12 protein-coding genes are annotated in these 18,461 nt (G+C 70.8%); 11 read left to right on the forward strand and 1 reads right to left on the reverse strand.

Translation table 11 applies throughout. The features are described from left to right. Positions 1 to 96: 96 nt before the first annotated feature. Both QC029_RS24900 and QC029_RS24905 read left to right on the forward strand, forming a co-directional pair. Positions 97 to 672, forward strand: a complete 576-nt coding sequence (locus QC029_RS24900) for a hypothetical protein (RefSeq protein ID WP_279558024.1) — start codon at positions 97 to 99, stop codon at positions 670 to 672. A gap of 384 nt (positions 673 to 1,056) precedes the next feature. Further along, the gene (locus tag QC029_RS24905) at positions 1,057 to 2,217 is read left to right on the forward strand and encodes a pyridoxal phosphate-dependent aminotransferase (RefSeq protein WP_279558025.1); all 1,161 of its coding nucleotides are present in this window, start codon (positions 1,057 to 1,059) and stop codon (positions 2,215 to 2,217) included. Between the two features lie 216 nt (positions 2,218 to 2,433). On the opposite strand, the gene QC029_RS24910 is transcribed toward QC029_RS24905, so the two are convergent. Then, positions 2,434 to 3,963, reverse strand: a complete 1,530-nt coding sequence (locus QC029_RS24910) for a UDP-N-acetylglucosamine 1-carboxyvinyltransferase (RefSeq protein WP_279558026.1) — start codon at positions 3,961 to 3,963, stop codon at positions 2,434 to 2,436. 378 nt (positions 3,964 to 4,341) lie between these two features. On the opposite strand from QC029_RS24910, the gene QC029_RS24915 reads away from it, so the two are divergent. The 9 genes from QC029_RS24915 to dxs all read left to right on the forward strand — a co-directional run bounded on the left by QC029_RS24915 (position 4,342) and on the right by dxs (position 18,404). Continuing rightward, complete coding sequence (locus QC029_RS24915) at positions 4,342 to 7,176, forward strand: aconitate hydratase (protein ID WP_279558027.1); 2,835 nt, start codon at positions 4,342 to 4,344, stop codon at positions 7,174 to 7,176. A gap of 362 nt (positions 7,177 to 7,538) precedes the next feature. Then, positions 7,539 to 8,957, forward strand: coding sequence for an N-acetylglucosamine/diacetylchitobiose ABC transporter substrate-binding protein (gene ngcE, locus QC029_RS24920; protein ID WP_279558028.1), 1,419 nt, complete (start codon positions 7,539 to 7,541; stop codon positions 8,955 to 8,957). A 71-nt stretch (positions 8,958 to 9,028) separates the two neighbouring features. Next, the gene (locus QC029_RS24925) at positions 9,029 to 10,054 is read left to right on the forward strand and encodes a carbohydrate ABC transporter permease (RefSeq protein ID WP_279558029.1); all 1,026 of its coding nucleotides are present in this window, start codon (positions 9,029 to 9,031) and stop codon (positions 10,052 to 10,054) included. 22 nt (positions 10,055 to 10,076) lie between these two features. Next, complete coding sequence (locus QC029_RS24930; protein WP_279558030.1) at positions 10,077 to 11,048, forward strand: carbohydrate ABC transporter permease; 972 nt, start codon at positions 10,077 to 10,079, stop codon at positions 11,046 to 11,048. A gap of 307 nt (positions 11,049 to 11,355) precedes the next feature. Next, positions 11,356 to 12,576, forward strand: coding sequence for an ROK family transcriptional regulator (locus QC029_RS24935; protein ID WP_279558031.1), 1,221 nt, complete (start codon positions 11,356 to 11,358; stop codon positions 12,574 to 12,576). 372 nt (positions 12,577 to 12,948) lie between these two features. Then, the gene (locus tag QC029_RS24940; protein ID WP_279558032.1) at positions 12,949 to 14,055 is read left to right on the forward strand and encodes a sugar ABC transporter substrate-binding protein; all 1,107 of its coding nucleotides are present in this window, start codon (positions 12,949 to 12,951) and stop codon (positions 14,053 to 14,055) included. A gap of 101 nt (positions 14,056 to 14,156) precedes the next feature. Then, entirely contained in the window at positions 14,157 to 14,945 is a 789-nt protein-coding gene (locus tag QC029_RS24945) for an ATP-binding cassette domain-containing protein (protein WP_279558033.1), read from the forward strand. Beyond that, positions 14,942 to 16,243: a sugar ABC transporter permease gene (locus QC029_RS24950; protein ID WP_279558034.1), complete on the forward strand. Its 1,302-nt coding sequence runs from the start codon at positions 14,942 to 14,944 to the stop codon at positions 16,241 to 16,243. The genes QC029_RS24945 and QC029_RS24950 overlap by 4 nt, the downstream gene beginning before the upstream one ends. Before the next feature lie 223 nt (positions 16,244 to 16,466). Next, positions 16,467 to 18,404, forward strand: a complete 1,938-nt coding sequence (gene dxs, locus QC029_RS24955) for a 1-deoxy-D-xylulose-5-phosphate synthase (RefSeq protein WP_279558035.1) — start codon at positions 16,467 to 16,469, stop codon at positions 18,402 to 18,404. The last annotated feature ends 57 nt before the right edge of the window (positions 18,405 to 18,461 follow it).

Consider the following 18,461-nt stretch of genomic DNA (forward strand, 5'->3'; position numbering starts at 1 on the left):
CACCGCAACCAAACACGCGTCCCGGATGTCTCACCTCCGCCGGCACAGAGGTGACCGGTGACACACCCGGGCCCAGGGCCCGAGGGGGGAGAACACGTGTTGGGAACCACGACACGAGCCGCGCTGACCTGCCTGGCCGCCGTCGGCACGCTGGCCGCCGTCCCCGGGGCGGCCCAGGCCGCCGGCTCCGCGGAGGGCGGTTCCAGGCCGACCCGGACGGTGGAGAAGGGCCACGCGGTGAACTGCTCCGGGCGATCCGGGGACGTCTTCGTCGCGGTGGACCTCTACCAGAACTCCGCGTACGGCACGCACACCGGTGTGGTCGTCGAGACACCGGACGGCGAGTACGGCGGCGGCTACGGACCGGAGGACACCACGCTGTTCTCCGGCGGCGCGATCACGGCCGACATCCCGCTCCGGCGCCTGGACGACACGCGCGAGCCGGCCGGCGACGCCGTCGTCACCGGCACGTACACGGCCGCCGGGCAGCCCACGCGCGTGCACGAGGTGATCGAGGACCCGGCCGGCCACTACACGGTCACCCGGGGCACCAACACGCCGCTGGACGCGTCCGTCACCGTGGAGGTGCTCGGACAGGCGGTGCCGCTGTCGTGCTCCACCGCCTTCGCGTTCGACCTCACGGTGGTGCGGATCGCCACCGGCCGCGGCTGACGGACCGTCCGCCCACCGGTGGCGGGGCCGTGTCCCGCCACCGGGCCGGGCGCCTGAGGCCGTCCGGGCGCGGGGGAGCTCCGGTGCGGACCGCGATGCCCTCGGCGGTGACGCCCGGAGCGGTCCCGACTCCGCCGCCGACGTCTGGAACGCCCTGTCCGTCCGGGTGTCGAAGCGGTCCGCGGAGGCGGAGCGATCCCCGGCCGTGCTGCCGGATGCGGTCGGAGGCTCCCTCCACGGATTCGTGCGTGCCCGGGTGCGATGCCTTGCGGCGGGGAAGGGAAGTGCTGACGCGGAGGGGGCGCCGCCCGAGCCGGCGGGCCGCCCCGGGCGTCCACGGCCGCGGGGCGGGCGGCCGTGCTTCGACGACCTCGGGGAGGAACGGTGGGGGTTTCACGTCTGCGGCACATTCCGGGGATCGGGGTGGACCTGGTCGGTGACGCGGCGGATGCCGCCGGGGATCCGGACATGCTGCGCCTGGAGAACCTGGACACCGATCTGCGCCCGCCCCGGATCGCCCTGGAGGTCACCCGGTCCGCGGTGGAGGACGACGCGGCCAACAGCTACCTGCCTTTCCAGGGGCACCGCGAGCTGCGGGAGGCCGCCGCCGCGCACGTCTCCCGGTTGTCAGGGGTCGACTACGACCCGGCCACCGAGTGCGTGAGCGCCGCCGGGGGGCTCAACGCCCTGCTGAACGTGCTGCTGGCCACGGTGGAGCCCGGCCGGGAGGTCGTCGTCTGCGACCCGGTGTACGCCGGGCTCGTCAACCGCATCCGGCTGGCCGGAGGCGTTCCCCGCCACGTACCGTGCGTCCCCGCGCCCGGGGGCTGGCACGTCGACCCGGACCGGCTCGCCGCAGCGGTCGGGCCCGGCACCGCCGCGGTGCTGGCCATGACCCCGGCCATGCCGACCGGCGCCCTCCTCGGACCGGACCACTGGAAGGCCCTGGCTCCGGTGCTGGAGAGACACGACTGCTGGCTGATCCACAACGCGGCCATGGAACGCATCCTGTTCGACGGCAACCGCCCGGCCCATCCGGCCGCGCACCCCGCTCTGGCGGAGCGGACCATCACCGTCGGCTCGGCGTCCAAGGAACTGCGCCTCATCGGCTGGCGGGTGGGCTGGACCGTGGGTCCGTCCCGGATCGTCTCCGACATCGCCCTGGTGGGGATGACCAACGTGGTGTGCCAGGTCGGCATCGCCCAGCAGGCCGTCGCCGCGGCGCTCAGCGCCCCCGACGCCGATGACGACGTCGCCGCGGCCACGCGCGTGTGGGAGCAGCGCCGCGACATCGTGATGCGGCAGCTCGACGGCTATCCGCTCGTACGGCCGCACGGCGGCTGGTCCCTCCTCCTCGACACCGCCGCGCTGGGGCTGGCGCCGGCCGAGGCGTCCGAGCGCCTGTTCCGCCACGGGCGCGTCGCCGCCACGCCGATGACGGGGTGGGGGCCCAGCGGCGACGCGTATCTGCGGCTGGTCTTCGCCAACGAGCCGGCCGACCGCCTCGGCGATCTGCGCGAGCGCTTCCGTACGGCCTTCGGATGACGGCCACGTCGGTCCCGGGTGGTCCCGCACGGCTGCGACCCGGGCCCGATGCCGACGCGGCGGGCCACGCCGGGGTGACCGCCGGAGGACCCTGCGGGCAGGGGCGGCGAGCCCCGGTCCGAAGTCCCCGAGGAGTCCCGCGGGTGCCGCCGCGTCCCCTCCCGACCCGTACGTGCGCAGGTCAGGGGGGCGCGACGGCACCTCGGAAGCCGCCGGTCAGATGTCGCGGAAGATCTCGATCTGCGCGCCCACCGAGTTGAGCCGTTCGGCCAGGTCCTCGTAGCCGCGGTTGATGACGTAGACGTTGCGCAGCACCGAGGTGCCGTCGGCCGCCATCATCGCCAGCAGCACCACGACGGCCGGGCGCAGCGCGGGCGGGCACATCATCTCGGCCGCGCGCCAGCGGGTGGGGCCCTCGACCAGGACGCGGTGGGGGTCGAGGAGCTGGAGGCGCCCGCCGAGCCGGTTGAGGTCGGTCAGGTAGATGGCGCGGTTGTCGTAGACCCAGTCGTGGATGAGGGTCTTGCCCTGGGCGCTGGCGGCGATGGCGGCGAAGAAGGGCACGTTGTCGATGTTGATGCCGGGGAACGGCATCGGGTGGATCTTGTCGATCGGCGCCTCCAGCTTCGAGGGCCGCACGGTGAGGTCGACCAGGCGGGTGCGGCCGTTGTCGGCCCGGTACTCCGCGCTCCGGTCGTGGTCCAGGCCCATCTCCTCCAGCACGGCCAGCTCGATCTCCAGGAACTCGATCGGCACCCGCCGGACCGTCAGCTCCGACTCGGTGACCACGGCGGCGGCCAGCAGGCTCATCGCCTCCACCGGGTCCTCGGAGGGGGAGTAGTCCACGTCCCGGTCGATGTGGGGGACGCCGTGCACGGTCAGGGTCGTGGTGCCCACCCCGTCGATCCGCACGCCGAGCTGCTCCAGGAAGAAGCACAGGTCCTGGACCATGTAGTTGGAGGAGGCGTTGCGGATGACGGTGGTGCCGTCGTGCCGGGCGGCGGCCAGCAGGGCGTTCTCGGTGACGGTGTCCCCGCGCTCGGTCAGCACGATCGGGCGGGCCGGGCGGACGGAGCGGTCCACCACCGAGTGGTACATGCCCTCGGTCGCCGTGACCTCCAGGCCGAAGTGCCGCAGCGCGCTCATGTGCGGCTGCACGGTGCGGGTGCCCAGGTCGCAGCCGCCCGCGTAGGGGATGCGGAAGTGGTCCATCCGGTGCAGCAGGGGGCCGAGGAACATGATGATGCTGCGGGTGCGGCGGGCGGCGTCCGCGTCGATGCCCTCCAGGTCCAGCTCGGCCGGGGGCACCAGCTCCAGGTCGGCGCCGTCGTTGATCCAGCGGGTGCGCACCCCGATGGAGCCGAGCACCTCCAGGATCCGGTAGACCTCCTCGATCCGGGCGACCCGGCGCAGCACGGTGCGGCCGGAGTTCAGCAGGGAGGCGCACAGCAGGGCGACGCAGGCGTTCTTGCTGGTCTTGACGTCGATGGCACCGGACAGACGGCGGCCCCCGACGACCCGCAGATGCATCGGTCCCGAGTAGCCGAGCGACACGATCTCGCTGTCCAGCGCTTCACCGATACGGGCGATCATCTCAAGACTGATGTTTTGATTGCCGCGCTCGATGCGGTTGACCGCGCTCTGGCTGGTCGCCAGGGCCTCCGCCAGTTGCGCCTGGGTCCAGCCGCGGTGCTGACGGGCGTCACGGATGAGCTTGCCGATACGGAGGAGGTAGTCGTCGGTCATGGGAGTGATGTTATCTCAGATATGAGATGTCAACCTCTGGGGCTCCGGTGTGTCTCTCTTTTCTTCGTACTTTCACCCCTATGTCGGGTAGGCGCACGTCGGGCCAGCTCCCCCGACCCGCCTCCCGGGCGGGCGCTTGGGGAGGCGGGTGCGGGTACCCGGTGGCCGGGGCGGGGCATGACCGCGCGGCGGCCATGTACTAGAGTTATCTCGACATCGAGATATCTACCGAGAGACGTACCGCCACTGTGCCCGCCGCGCACGCCGGGGCTTCGCCGGGCGATCCGCGACTTAGGTGTACCTGAGCGAAGCGGCCGGGACCCGGGGCGGCAGGATCGCGGTGGTACGCGCGAACCCATGCACTTGAAGGAGACTGTCGTGTCGGCGAACAGCTTCGACGCCCGCAGCACGCTGCAGGTGGGCGACGAGTCGTACGAGATCTTCCGGCTGGACAAGGTCGAGGGCTCCGCCCGGCTGCCGTACAGCCTGAAGGTCCTCCTGGAGAACCTCCTCCGCACCGAGGACGGCGCGAACATCACCGCCGACCACATCCGGGCCCTGGGCGGCTGGGACTCCCAGGCCCAGCCCAGCCAGGAGATCCAGTTCACGCCGGCCCGCGTGATCATGCAGGACTTCACCGGCGTGCCCTGCGTGGTGGACCTCGCCACCATGCGCGAGGCCGTCAAGGAGCTCGGCGGCGACCCGTCGAAGATCAACCCGCTCGCCCCGGCCGAGCTGGTCATCGACCACTCCGTCATCGCCGACAAGTTCGGCACCCCGGAGTCCTTCAAGCAGAACGTGGAGCTGGAGTACGGCCGCAACCGCGAGCGCTACCAGTTCCTGCGCTGGGGCCAGACCGCCTTCGACGAGTTCAAGGTCGTCCCCCCGGGCACCGGCATCGTCCACCAGGTGAACATCGAGCACCTGGCCCGCACGGTCATGGTGCGAGGCGGCCAGGCCTACCCCGACACCCTGGTGGGCACCGACTCGCACACCACCATGGTCAACGGCCTGGGCGTGCTGGGCTGGGGCGTCGGCGGCATCGAGGCCGAGGCCGCGATGCTCGGCCAGCCGGTCTCCATGCTCATCCCGCGCGTCGTCGGCTTCAAGCTCACCGGCGAGCTGCCCACCGGCACCACCGCCACCGACCTGGTGCTGACCATCACCGAGATGCTCCGCAAGCACGGCGTGGTCGGCAAGTTCGTGGAGTTCTACGGCGAGGGCGTGGCCGCCACCTCGCTCGCCAACCGCGCCACCATCGGCAACATGTCGCCGGAGTTCGGCTCCACCGCCGCGATCTTCCCGATCGACGACGAGACCCTGAGCTACCTGCGCCTGACCGGCCGCTCCGAGCAGCAGGTCGCGCTGGTCGAGGCGTACGCCAAGGAGCAGGGCCTGTGGCTGGACCCGGCCGCCGAGCCGGACTTCTCCGAGAAGCTGGAGCTCGACCTCTCCACCGTCGTGCCCTCCATCGCCGGCCCCAAGCGCCCGCAGGACCGCATCGTGCTGGCCGAGGCCGCCGAGCAGTTCAGGCGGGACGTCCGCAACTACGTCTCCGCCGGCGTCGCCGGCGGTGACGACCGCAAGCCGGGCGTCCCGGCGCAGGAGCAGCCCAAGGGCGTGTCCTCCCCGGTGGACGAGGCGAGCGCCGAGTCCTTCCCGGCCTCCGACGCCCCGGCCTACGGCCACCAGGAGAACGGCTCCGGCGCGCCGCAGCACGCCGACGGCCCGGCCGACGCCGTGCCCTCCAACCCGGTCACCGTCACCGCCCCCGACGGCACGACCTACGAGCTGGACCACGGCGCCGTCACCGTCGCCGCGATCACCTCCTGCACCAACACCTCCAACCCGTACGTCATGGTCGCCGCCGCCCTGGTGGCCAAGAAGGCCGTCGAGAAGGGCCTGACCCGCAAGCCGTGGGTCAAGACCACCCTCGCGCCGGGCTCCAAGGTCGTCATGGACTACTACGACCGCGCCGGCCTGACCCCGTACCTGGACAAGCTGGGCTTCAACCTCGTCGGCTACGGCTGCACCACCTGCATCGGCAACTCCGGCCCGCTGCCGGAGGAGGTCTCCCGGGCCGTCAACGAGGGCGACCTGGCCGTGACCTCGGTGCTCTCGGGCAACCGCAACTTCGAGGGCCGCATCAACCCCGACGTCAAGATGAACTACCTGGCGTCCCCGCCGCTGGTCGTCGCGTACGCCATCGCGGGCTCGATGAAGGTGGACATCACCCGTGAGCCGCTCGGCACCGACAAGGACGGCAACCCGGTCTTCCTGAAGGACGTCTGGCCCTCCGAGCAGGAGGTCAACGACGTCGTCGCCTCCGCCATCGGCGAGGACATGTTCTCCACCTCCTACCAGGACGTCTTCGCGGGCGACGCCCAGTGGCAGGCGCTGCCGGTCCCGACCGGCGACACCTTCGAGTGGGACCCGGAGTCCACCTACGTCCGCAAGCCCCCGTACTTCGAGGGCATGGGCATGGACCCGGAGCCGGTGCAGGACATCTCCGGCGCCCGCGTCCTGGCCAAGCTGGGCGACTCGGTCACCACCGACCACATCTCCCCGGCCGGCGCCATCAAGGCCGACACCCCGGCGGGCCGGTACCTCACCGAGCACGGTGTCGAGCGCCGCGACTTCAACAGCTACGGCTCGCGCCGCGGCAACCACGAGGTCATGATCCGCGGCACCTTCGCCAACATCCGCCTGCGCAACCAGATCGCGCCGGGCACCGAGGGCGGCTACACCCGCGACTTCACCCAGGAGGACGGGCCGGTCTCCTTCATCTACGACGCCTCCCAGAACTACCAGGCCGCCGGCATCCCGCTGGTCGTCCTGGCGGGCAAGGAGTACGGTTCCGGCTCGTCCCGCGACTGGGCGGCCAAGGGCACCGCGCTGCTGGGCGTCAGGGCCGTCATCGCCGAGTCCTACGAGCGCATCCACCGCTCGAACCTGATCGGCATGGGCGTCCTGCCGCTGCAGTTCCCCGAGGGCCAGTCGGCCGAGTCGCTGGGCCTGACGGGTGAGGAGACCTTCTCGATCAGCGGCATCACCGCGCTGAACGAGGGCGGCATCCCGAGCACGGTGAAGGTCACCACCGACACCGGTGTGGAGTTCGACGCCACGGTGCGCATCGACACCCCCGGCGAGGCGGACTACTACCGCAACGGCGGCATCATGCAGTACGTGCTGCGCTCGCTGATCCGCAAGTGATCCGCGGATGACCGGCCGCCGGTCACCCCGGCGGCCGTGTCCAACCCGTGACGACGGGGCCGTACCTCCCATGGTGGGAGGTACGGCCCCGCCGCGTTTCCCGGAGGTCTCAACTCGGGAAAGACTGACACCCGGACGCGCATCGATCTTGCCCATCGGAAGGAAAGTGGACTATACCTGTCGGCGTCCGAGCGGTCATATGAGAAGACAGGACCGCGGGCCCGGGGGAGGGTATCGGGAAGGCCCTGCGCAGCTCTGCACGGACCCGGCGTTACATCCCGTACAACTCAGCTTCAACTCACCAGCGGTGCCCGGTGGTTCCGGTACACCGCCTGAGTCCTGGAGAAGGCGAGGACTTGAGCATGGGATCCACCGATGTCAACCGTCGTGATCTGATCAAGCGTGCCACCGCGGCGGGCCTGGTCGCCGTCCCCGCCATGAGCGCGCTCTCCGCCTGCGCCAGCAGCGACGGCGGCGGCGACACCGAGGTAGCCAAGGGCCAGAAGACCAAGGAGAACCCGCTGGGCGTCAACAAGGACGCCGGCCTGGACTTCGTCATCTTCGACGGCGGCTTCGGCACCCAGTACGGCAAGGACGCCGCCAAGATCTACGAGAAGAGCTACGGCAAGGTCAAGCTGACCGCCACCCAGAAGATCCGCTCGGTCCTCCAGCCCAGAATGGTCGGCGGCAACCCGCCGGACCTCATCGACAACTCCGGCGCCGAGCAGATGGACGCGGCCACCCTGATCGCCAAGGACCAGCTCGCCGAGCTGACCCCCCTGCTGGACGCGCCCTCCGTCGACGACCCGAACACCAAGGTCCGCGACACCCTCCTGCCGGGCACCATCGAGATGGGCCAGTACGGCGACGAGAAGGTCTGGCGCCTGAACTACGCCTACACCGTCTACGGCCAGTGGTACTCCAAGAAGCTCCTCGCCGACAACGACTGGGAGTACCCCAAGACCTGGGACGAGATGCTCGCCCTGTGCGCCAAGGCCAAGAAGAAGGGCATCGCGGGCTGGACGTACGCCGGCCAGCACCCGTACTACATCCCCTTCACCCTCTACCCGTTCATCGGGAAGATCGGCGGCCGGGAGGTCCTGGACAGCATCGACAACCTGGAGCCCGGCGCCTGGAAGCACGACGCGGTCAAGAGCGCGTTCGAGGCGTACTACGAGCTGTCCGCCAAGGGCTACATCCTCCGGGGGACCCCCGGCCTGGACCACATCCAGTCCCAGACCCAGTGGACCAAGGGCAAGTGCATCTTCATCCCCAACGGCTCCTGGGTGGAGAACGAGGCCGCCGACACCACGCCCGCCGACTTCGACATGGCCTGCGGCCCGGTCACCGGTCTGGACGACTCCGACAAGATGCCCTTCGGCACCCTGTGGGCGCAGGCCGGCGAGCCGTTCATCGTGCCCGCCCAGGCCAAGAACCCCGCGGGCGGCATGGAGCTCCTGCGGATCATGCTGAGCAAGCAGTCGGCGCAGAACTTCTCCCGGCTGGTGAAGTCGCTCACCTGCGTGGCCGGGGCCACCGACGGCATGGACATGTCCCCCGGTCTGGCCTCCTCCAGCCAGGTGCTCAAGGACGCCGGGGACAACGTGGTCAACCCGCGCATCTTCGACTGGTACCAGACCCTCCACAAGGAGCAGATCGGCTCGGTGCTGGCCGAGCTGCTGGCCGGCCGGGCGAAGCCGGCCGAGGCCATGGCGAAGTGCCAGGAGTACGCCGACAAGGCGGCCAAGGACGACTCCGTCAAGAAGTACAGGCACGCGTGAGCCGGTCCCGCTGAGGAGCGGTCCGCGAGGCGCCGGAAACAGCCGGAACACGGAGATGGGACGAGGGCGGCATGGCCAGTGACAGCCCCGCGGTGGCCGAGGCCACCAGGGAACCGGCGCCTCCGCCGGCGAAGGCCGGCGGGGGCGGGGGAGGACTGCGCACCTCCCCCCACTACCGGACCTACCTGAAGTACCGGTTCATCGCGGGATTCCTCGCGGCGCCCCTGGTGCTCTACGGCATCCTGGTCGTGTCGCCCTTCTTCCAGACGTTCTACTACTCGCTGACCGACTGGACGGGACTCAGCAGCGACTTCGCCTTCGTCGGCCTGGACAACTTCCGCAGGCTGATGGAGGACGAGATCTTCCGCACCTCGCTGTGGCACAACGTCCTGCTGCTGCTGGTCCTGCCGGTCGTCACCCTCGGCCTGGGCCTGTTCTTCGCCTTCATGCTCAACGTGGGCGGCCGGCACCGGCGGGGCGAGGCGGTCGCCGGGGTGCGCGGCTCGCACTTCTACAAGATCGTCTACTTCTTCCCGCAGGCCCTGTCGATCGCGATCGTCGTGGTGCTGTGGAAGTACATCTTCAACCCCCAGGGCGGCCTGCTCAACGGCGTGCTGTCGGCCGTCGGGCTGGAGGAGTGGCAGCAGAGCTGGCTCGGCGACCCCCGGCTGGCATTCTGGTGCGTCGTGGTCGTGATGGTGTGGGCGAACGTCGGCTTCTACGTGGTGCTCTTCTCCGCCGCGATGGGCTCCATCCCCCGCGAGATCTACGAGGCGGCGCTGCTGGACGGCGCCAGCCGGGTGACCACGTTCTTCCGCGTCACCCTGCCGCTGATGCGCGACACCGTGCAGACCGGCTGGGTGTACATGGGCATCATGGCGCTCGACGCCTTCGCCGTGGTGCACATCCTCACGGTGAACGCGGGCGGGCCCGCCTACTCGACCATCGTCGCGCCGGTCTACCTGTACAACAAGGCGTTCCAGGACGGGCAGGCCGGTTACGCGACCGCCGTCGCCGTGGCCCTGCTGATCGTCACCATGGTCTTCTCCGTGGCGGCGATGGCGTTCGGGCGGAGCAAGGACCGGATCGAGTTCTGACAGGCCAGCGGGAGAACCAGCCATGACCACTGCCGAACCGTCCCCCTCCCTCCGCCCCGGGGGTCCCGAGGAGACCGCCGCGGCCCTCACCGCGGGCGCCGGCGGCCCGGAGCGGCCCGCGGACGCCCCGGGCGGGCCCGGCGGGAAGGCCGCGCGGGACCAGGGCGGGGGGCGCACCCTCAACGTCTTCTCGCACGCCTTCCTGGTCCTGTGGGCCGTGATGGCCGCCGGGCCCCTGCTGTGGGCCGTGATGAACTCCTTCAAGTCCTCCGGCGCCATCCTGGAGGACCCCTGGTCGCTGCCCGGCAGACTGAACTGGGAGAACTGGTCCTTCGCCTGGAACGAGGCGAACATCGGCCAGTACACGATCAACTCGGTGATCGTGGTGCTCGGCTCGGTGGTCGGCACCATGCTGCTCGGCTCGATGGTGGCGTACGTCCTGGCCCGCTACGACTTCCCCGGCAACCGGCTCGTCTACTTCCTGTTCGTCGGCGGCATGGCGTTCCCGATCATCGTCGCCCTGGTGCCGCTGTTCTTCGTGATGAAGAACTTCGCGCTGCTGGACACCTACCACGGCCTGATCCTGGTCTACATCGCCTACTCCCTGCCGTTCACCGTCTTCTTCATGGCGGCCTTCTTCCGCACCCTGCCCACCTCGATCGCGGAGGCGGCGGAGATCGACGGCGCCTCGCACAGCCGGATCTTCTTCCAGGTCATGCTGCCGATGGCCAAGCCCGGCCTGATAAGCGTGGGGATCTTCAACTTCCTGGGGCAGTGGAACCAGTACCTGATCCCCCAGGTGGTGCACGTCGGCGACGCCGACAAGTACGTGCTCACCCAGGGCCTGGCGAACCTGGCGGCCCAGACCGGCTACCGCGGCAACTGGGGCGGGCTCTTCGCCGGCCTGACCCTGGCCGTGCTGCCCATCCTCGTCGTCTACATCGTCTTCCAGCGCCAGGTGCAGGCGGGCCTGACCGCCGGCGCCCTGAAGTAGCGCCGCGGACCGGGCGGAGCGGCCCGGTCCGCCCGGTCCGCCCACTCCTCCCGTCCGGCCCGACCCGCTCGCGTCCGACCCTCCCGAGGCGGCCACCGCACACCGGTGGCCGCCTTCCGGTGTTCCCGGCGTCACTCTCCGTGCGGAGACAACATCCGAGCGCCCACCCCGCTCAAGGTCTTGACGGGAGATAACGCTTCAGGCTGTGCTTAGGGTTCACGTGTTGGAGACAAGCCGCACCCCGTCGGCGTGGTGCGGCCGATGGGCAGGCCGTCGAGCCGCCCGTCGAGGCGGGAGTGGATGAGTCGTGGAGACTCCGGGGTCGCAGTCCTCTCTGCACCGGGCCAATCTGGAGCGGGTGGTACGAGCCGTGCGCATAGCGGGCTCGCTCACCCAGGCGGAGATCGCCCGGACCACGGGCCTGTCCGCCGCGACGGTCTCCAACATCGTCCGGGAGCTGAAGGACAACGGCACGGTCGAGGTCACCCCGACCTCCGCCGGGGGCCGGCGGGCCCGCAGCGTCTCGCTGTCGGGGGACGCCGGGATCGTCGTCGGCGTCGACTTCGGCCACTCCCACCTGCGCGTGGCCGTCGGCAACCTGGCCCACCAGGTGCTCGCCGAGGAGTCCGAGCCGATCGACGTGGACGCCTCCGCCTCCCAGGGCTTCGACCGGGCCGAGCGGCTGGTGGAGCGGCTGATCTCGGTGACCGGCTTCCGCCGCGAGAAGGTCATCGGGATGGGCCTGGGCGTCCCCGGCCCGATCGACGTCGAGACCGGCGTGCTGGGCTCCAGCACCATCCTGCCGGGCTGGGCCGGGACCAATCCGCGCGAGGAGCTGGCCTCCCGGCTCGGCGTGGAGGTCCACGTCGACAACGACGCCAACCTCGGCGCGCTGGGCGAGCTGGTGTGGGGCAGCGGGCGCGGCGCGCGGGACCTGGCGTACATCAAGGTCGCCAGCGGCGTCGGCGCGGGACTGGTGATCGACGGCCAGATCTACCGCGGCCCCGGCGGCACCGCGGGCGAGATCGGCCACATCACGCTGGACGAGTCCGGCCCGGTGTGCCGGTGCGGCAACCGGGGCTGCCTGGAGACGTTCACCGCGGCCCGCTACGTCCTGCCGCTGCTGCACTCCAGCCACGGCCCCGACCTGACCATGCCCGAGATGGTCAGGCTCGCCCGCTCCGGCGACCTGGGCTGCCGCCGGGTGGTGGCCGACGTCGGGCGCCACGTGGGCAGCGGCGTCGCCAACCTGTGCAACCTGCTCAACCCCAGCCGGATCGTGCTCGGCGGCGATCTCGCCGAGGCCGGCGAGCTGGTGCTCGGCCCGATCCGCGACTCGGTCTCCCGCTACGCCATCCCCAGCGCGGCCCGGCAGCTGACCGTGGTGCCGGGGGCCCTGGGCGGCCGCGCGGAGGTGCTGGGCGCGCTGGCGCTGGTGCTGAGCGAGATGGGCGACTCGACGCTGCTGGACGGCTCGCTGAACGCGCCCGAGCCCGTGCCCGCCGTCGCGGCGTCCGCCGGCGTCTGACCGGCGTCTGACCGGGGCCGGGCCGCGAGGACGGGCTGGGGAGGACGGACCGCGAGGACGGGCAGGGATCCGGGCCGCCGTGACCGGCGCGGAACCGGGCCGTTGCCCGAAGACCACGCGGTGAGCGGAAAACAAACGAAGAGACGGGCGTGAGCGGCCGGGGACGGAGGCGCCGCCGGGCTCGTCCGTGGGGTGCGAGAGCGCTCTCATTGCCGTTCTGCCGCCAATCTGCCGCCACTCTGCGTTCATTTTGTTCACGCATGGCATCGTTGCTGTCTCGTTAAGAATTTACTTCTTGACGGCAGGTGTCACGACGAGTTGACTTCCAGCCACCTCGGCCGCAGTGACGCGGCCTCGTCAGGGAGGTTCTGGATGAACACGCAACTGCGCCGTGCCGCCGTGGCCATGGCCGCCACCGCCATGGCCGTCTCGCTCGCCGCCTGTGGCAGTGCCAAGGAGGCCGGAGGCAACGACTCGGGCGGAGACGACAAGAAGAAGGACGGCCCGCTGACCATCGGCCTGCTGCTGCCGGAGGACCAGACGGCCCGCTACGAGAACTTCGACCGACCTCTCATAGAGGCGAAGATCAAGGAGCTCTGCTCCGACTGCGAGGTCAGCTACGTCAACGCCAAGCAGGACGCGTCGACCCAGCAGCAGCAGATGAACTCGATGATCACCAAGAAGGTGGACGCGATCATCCTGGACGCGGTGGACTCCAAGTCCATCGCCGGATCGGTCAAGAAGGCCGACGACGCCGGCATCCCCGTCGTCGCCTACGACCGCCTGGCCGAGGGCCCGATCTCCGCCTACACCTCCTTCGACAACGAGGAGGTCGGCAGGGTCCAGGGCACGGCTCTCCTGGAGGAGCTCGGCGACAAGGCCAAGGACGGCCAGATCGTCATGATGAACGGGTCGCCGACCGACCCGAACGCCGCCATGTTCAAGAAGGGCGCCAAGTCCGTCCTCGACGGCAAGGTCAAGGTGGGCAAGTCGTACGACACCACCGACTGGAAGCCCGAAGAGGCCAACAAGAACATGAGCGGCGCCATCGCCTCCCTGGGCAAGGGGAACATCGTCGGCGTCTACTCCGCCAACGACGGCATGGCGGGCGGCATCATCACCGCCCTCAAGAGCGCCGGCGTCGACCCGCTGCCGCCGGTCACCGGCCAGGACGCCGAGCTGGCGGGCGTCCAGCGCATCATCGCGGGCGAGCAGTTCATGACCGTCTACAAGCCCTTCAAGCCCGAGGCCGACGCCGCCGCCGAGATGGCCGTCGCCCTGGCCCGCGGCGAGGACGTCAAGGCGGACGGCACCATCGACAGCGCGACCACCAAGGGCGTCCCCGCGACCCTGATCCCGCCGGTCGCGGTGACCGTCGACAACCTCAAGGACACCGTGATCAAGGACGGCCTCTACAAGCTGGAGGACATCTGCACCGCCAAGTACGCCAAGGCGTGCGAGAAGGCCGGCCTGAAGTAACGGCCCGGTAGTCCCCCCGGCCCCGCCGGTGCCCGCGCCCCTCACCACCCCGCCGAGGGGCGCGGGCACCGGACGGTCCACACCCCGTCCTGTCCTAGGAGTTGGTTCACGTGTCCGCTACGCCTGTACTGGCGTTGCGCGGAATCTCCAAGCGCTTCGGTGCCGTTCAGGCGCTCACCGATGTCGACCTGGAGGTCCACGCCGGCGAGGTGGTCGCCCTGGTGGGCGACAACGGCGCCGGAAAGTCCACCCTCGTGAAGACGATCGCCGGCGTCGGCCCCGCCGACGAGGGCGTCTTCGCGTGGCAAGGCAGATCCGTCCAGGTCAACCGGCCGCACGACGCCCAGGAACTGGGCATCGCGACCGTCTACCAGGACCTCGCCCTCTGCGACAACCTCGACGTCGTGGGCAATCTGTTCCTCGGCCGCGAGATCATGCGCGGCGGCATCCTCGACGAGATCGAGATGGAGCGCCGCGCCCGGGAGCTGCTCGACACCCTGTCGATCCGCATCCCCAGCGTCCGCATCCCCATCGCCTCGCTCTCCGGCGGCCAGCGGCAGACCGTCGCCATCGCCCGCTCGATGCTGGGCGAGCCCAAGCTCGTCATCCTCGACGAGCCCACCGCCGCCCTCGGCGTGGAGCAGACCGCCCAGGTGCTCGACCTGGTCGAGCGGCTGCGCGAGCGCGGCCTCGCCGTCATCCTCATCAGCCACAACATGGCGGACGTCAAGGCGGTCGCCGACAAGGTGGCGGTGCTCCGGCTCGGCCGCAACAACGGTGTCTTCGACGTCGCGAGCACATCGCAGGAAGAGATCATCTCCGCCATCACCGGCGCCACGGACAACGCCGTGACCCGCCGCAGGGCGCGTACCGCGGGGAGCCGACCGTGAGCGAGACCAACCTTTCCAAGACCGCCACCGCCCCGGCCCCCGACAACGGCAACGGCAACGGCGTCGCCAAGGGCGCCACGCCCGCCGTCGACCCGCGCCTGCTGGTGCGCGAGCAGGGCCTGGCCGGCTACTGGACCGACTTCAAGCGGAAGATGCGCAGCGGCGAACTGGGCTCGGTGCCCGTCGTCGTCGGACTCATCGTCATCTGGGCCATCTTCCAGTCGATGGACGACGCCTTCCTCTCCGCCGAGAACCTATCCAACCTGTCGGTCTACATCGTCGGCACCGGCCTGATCTCCGTCGGCATCGTCTTCGTGCTGCTGCTGGGCGAGATCGACCTGTCCGTCGGCTCCGTCAGCGGCCTGTCGTCGGCCGTCTTCGCCGTGCTCGCCGTCAACGAGGGCCTGAACGAGTGGCTGGCGGTCGTGCTGGCCCTGCTCACCGGCGCGGTGATCGGGGCCCTCCACGGCTTCTTCTTCGCGAAGATCGGCGTCCCCGCCTTCGTCGTCACCCTCGCGGGCCTGCTCGCCTGGAACGGCCTGATGCTGAAGGTGCTGGGCACCACCGGCACCATCAACCTGGACAGCGAGGGCCTGGTCGCCACCCTGTCCAACCACTACTTCACCGACGTCGCCGTCGCCTACGGCACCGCGGTGGTCGCGGTCGCGGCCTTCTTCGCCGCGCAGCTCCTCGGCGCCCGGCGCCGCTCGGCGGTCGGGATCCCCTCCCGCCCGGTGAGCGAGATCGTGGTGCGCACCGTGCTGCTGGCCGTGCTGGCCTTCGGCGCCGCCTACATGCTCAACCAGTACAAGGGCATGCCGCTGGCCCTGCTGATCTTCCTGGTCGTGCTGGTGGCGCTGGACTTCGTCCTGCGCCGCACCTCCTACGGCCGCAAGGTCTTCGCGCTGGGCGGCAGCACCGAGGCGGCCCGCCGGGCCGGCATCAACGTCGAGCTGGTCCGCATCTCCGTCTTCTCCATCGCCGGCACCATGGCCGCCTTCGGCGGACTGATGATCGCTTCCCGCATCCTGGCGGCCAACCAGGGCGCCGGCACCGGCAACCTGCTGATGGAGGCCATCGCCGCGGCGGTCATCGGCGGCACCAGCCTCTTCGGCGGACGCGGCACCGTGTGGTCCGCCCTGCTCGGCATGCTGGTGATCGGCTCGATCGCCTCCGGCATGGCGCTGCTGGGCATCGCCGCCGCCATCCAGTACATGATCACGGGTGCCGTGCTGCTGGCCGCGGTCGTCATCGACTCGGTCTCCCGGCGCACCCAGCGCTCGGCGGGCCGCGGCTGACCCGCGCCCGTTCCTCCCGTCCCGCCCGTGCCGGGCCCTCCCGGGATTCCTCCGCGAACCCCCGGGGAGGGGTCCGGCACCGGGCGTGTGACGACCCCGCGACACCCCTGTGACACCCCTGTGCGCCGGGCAACGCGGTGGCCGCCGTACGGTCGGGCGACCGGAACATTAGACTCGTCGGATCGGCACAAGCCCGTACGGCTCGACCAGCAAGGAGGCACGGGTGGCTCTGCTGACCCGCATCACGGGACCGCGCGATCTCGACCGGCTCAGCCCCGAACAGCTCGATCAGCTCGCTCGGGAGATCCGGACCTTCCTCGTCGACGCGGTCTCGAAGACCGGCGGCCACCTGGGGCCCAACCTGGGCGTGGTCGAGCTGACCATCGCCCTGCACCGGGTCTTCGAGTCCCCCAGGGACAAGGTGCTCTTCGACACCGGGCACCAGAGCTACGTCCACAAGCTGCTCACCGGGCGTCAGGACTTCTCGAGACTGCGCGCCAGGGGCGGCATCTCCGGCTACCCCTCGCGGGCCGAGTCCGAGCACGACGTCATCGAGAACTCCCACGCCTCCACCGTGCTGGGCTGGGCCGACGGCCTGGCCAAGGCCAACGAGGTGCTGGGCCGCGACGACCACGTGGTCGCGGTCATCGGCGACGGGGCGCTCACCGGCGGCATGGCCTGGGAGGCGCTGAACAACATCGCCGCCGCCAAGGACCGCCCCCTGGTGATCGTCGTCAACGACAACGAGCGCTCCTACGCGCCCACCATCGGCGGCCTGGCCAACCACCTGGCCACCCTGCGCACCACCGACGGCTACGAGCGCTTCCTGGCCCGCGGCAAGGAGGTGCTCAACCGCACCCCGGTCGTCGGCCGGCCGCTGTACGAGACCCTGCACGGCGCCAAGAAGGGCATCAAGGACGTCATCGCCCCGCAGGGCATGTTCGAGGACCTGGGCCTGAAGTACGTCGGCCCCATCGACGGCCACGACATAGCGGCACTGGAGTCCGCCCTGACGCGCGCCAAGCGCTTCGGCGGCCCGGTCATCGTCCACTGCCTGACCGAGAAGGGCCGCGGCTACCAGCCCGCCGTCCAGCACGAGGCCGACCGCTTCCACGCCGTCGGCGTCATCCACCCCGACACCGGCCTGCCGGTGTCCGCCTCCGGCGCCGACTGGACGTCGGTCTTCGGCGACGAGATGGTCGAGCTCGGCCGCGAGCGCGCGGACGTCGTCGCCATCACCGCCGCGATGCTCCAGCCGGTGGGCCTGCAGAAGTTCGCCGAGGCCTTCCCCGACCGCGTCTACGACGTGGGCATCGCCGAGCAGCACGGCGCGGTGTCGGCGGCCGGGCTCGCCACCGGCGGCCTGCACCCCGTCTTCGCCGTCTACGCCACCTTCCTCAACCGGGCCTTCGACCAGGTCCTGATGGACGTCGCCCTGCACAGGTGCGGGGTGACCTTCGTCCTGGACCGGGCCGGGATCACCGGCACCGACGGCGCCTCCCACAACGGCATGTGGGACATGTCGATCCTCCAGGTCGTCCCCGGGCTGCGGATCGCCGCGCCGCGCGACGCCGACCAGCTGCGCGCCCAGCTCCGCGAGGCCGTCGAGGTGAAGGACGCCCCGACGGTGGTGCGCTTCTCCAAGGGCGCCGTCGGCCCGGCCGTCCCCGCCCTCGGCGCGGTCGGCGGCATGGACGTGCTGCGCGAGCCGGGCACGGCGGAGGGCGAGCGGCCGGACGTGCTGCTGGTCTCCGTCGGCGCGCTGGCCCCGATGTGCCTGGAGGTCGCCGACCTCCTCGACAAGCAGGGCATCTCCACCACCGTGGTGGACCCGCGCTGGGTCAAGCCGGTGGACGAGGCGCTGCCGCCGCTGGCCGACCGGCACCGCGTCGTCGTCACCGTGGAGGACAACAGCCGGGTGGGCGGCGTCGGTTCGGCGATCGCGCAGGCGCTGCGCGACGCGGGCGTGGACGTGCCGCTGCGCGACTTCGGCATCCCCCCGAAGTTCCTGGACCACGCCTCCCGCGGCGAGGTGCTCGCCGAGATCGGCCTGACCGCGCCGGACATCGCCCGCCAGGTCACCGGTCTGGTCGCCAAGCTCGACGGCCGCTACGACACCGAGCGCGCGGCCGACCTCGACACGGAGACCACCCGCGACTGACCCGCTCCCGGCCCCGCTCCCGCTCCGGCGCGGCGCGCCCGGTCCGCCCCCCGCGGC

This window comes from Streptomyces sp. DH37, from assembly GCF_029813835.1.
Classification (GTDB): domain Bacteria; phylum Actinomycetota; class Actinomycetes; order Streptomycetales; family Streptomycetaceae; genus Streptomyces.

Excerpts from the sequence above, each read along its gene's own strand:
- ngcE (WP_279558028.1), top strand. The coding sequence starts at position 7,539 with ATGGGATCCACCGATGTCAACCGTCGTGATCTGATCAAGCGTGCCACC.
- QC029_RS24925 (WP_279558029.1), top strand. The coding sequence starts at position 9,029 with ATGGCCAGTGACAGCCCCGCGGTGGCCGAGGCCACCAGGGAACCGGCG.
- QC029_RS24910 (WP_279558026.1), bottom strand. The coding sequence starts at position 3,963 with ATGACCGACGACTACCTCCTCCGTATCGGCAAGCTCATCCGTGACGCC.
- QC029_RS24940 (WP_279558032.1), top strand. The coding sequence starts at position 12,949 with ATGAACACGCAACTGCGCCGTGCCGCCGTGGCCATGGCCGCCACCGCC.
- QC029_RS24930 (WP_279558030.1), top strand. The coding sequence starts at position 10,077 with ATGACCACTGCCGAACCGTCCCCCTCCCTCCGCCCCGGGGGTCCCGAG.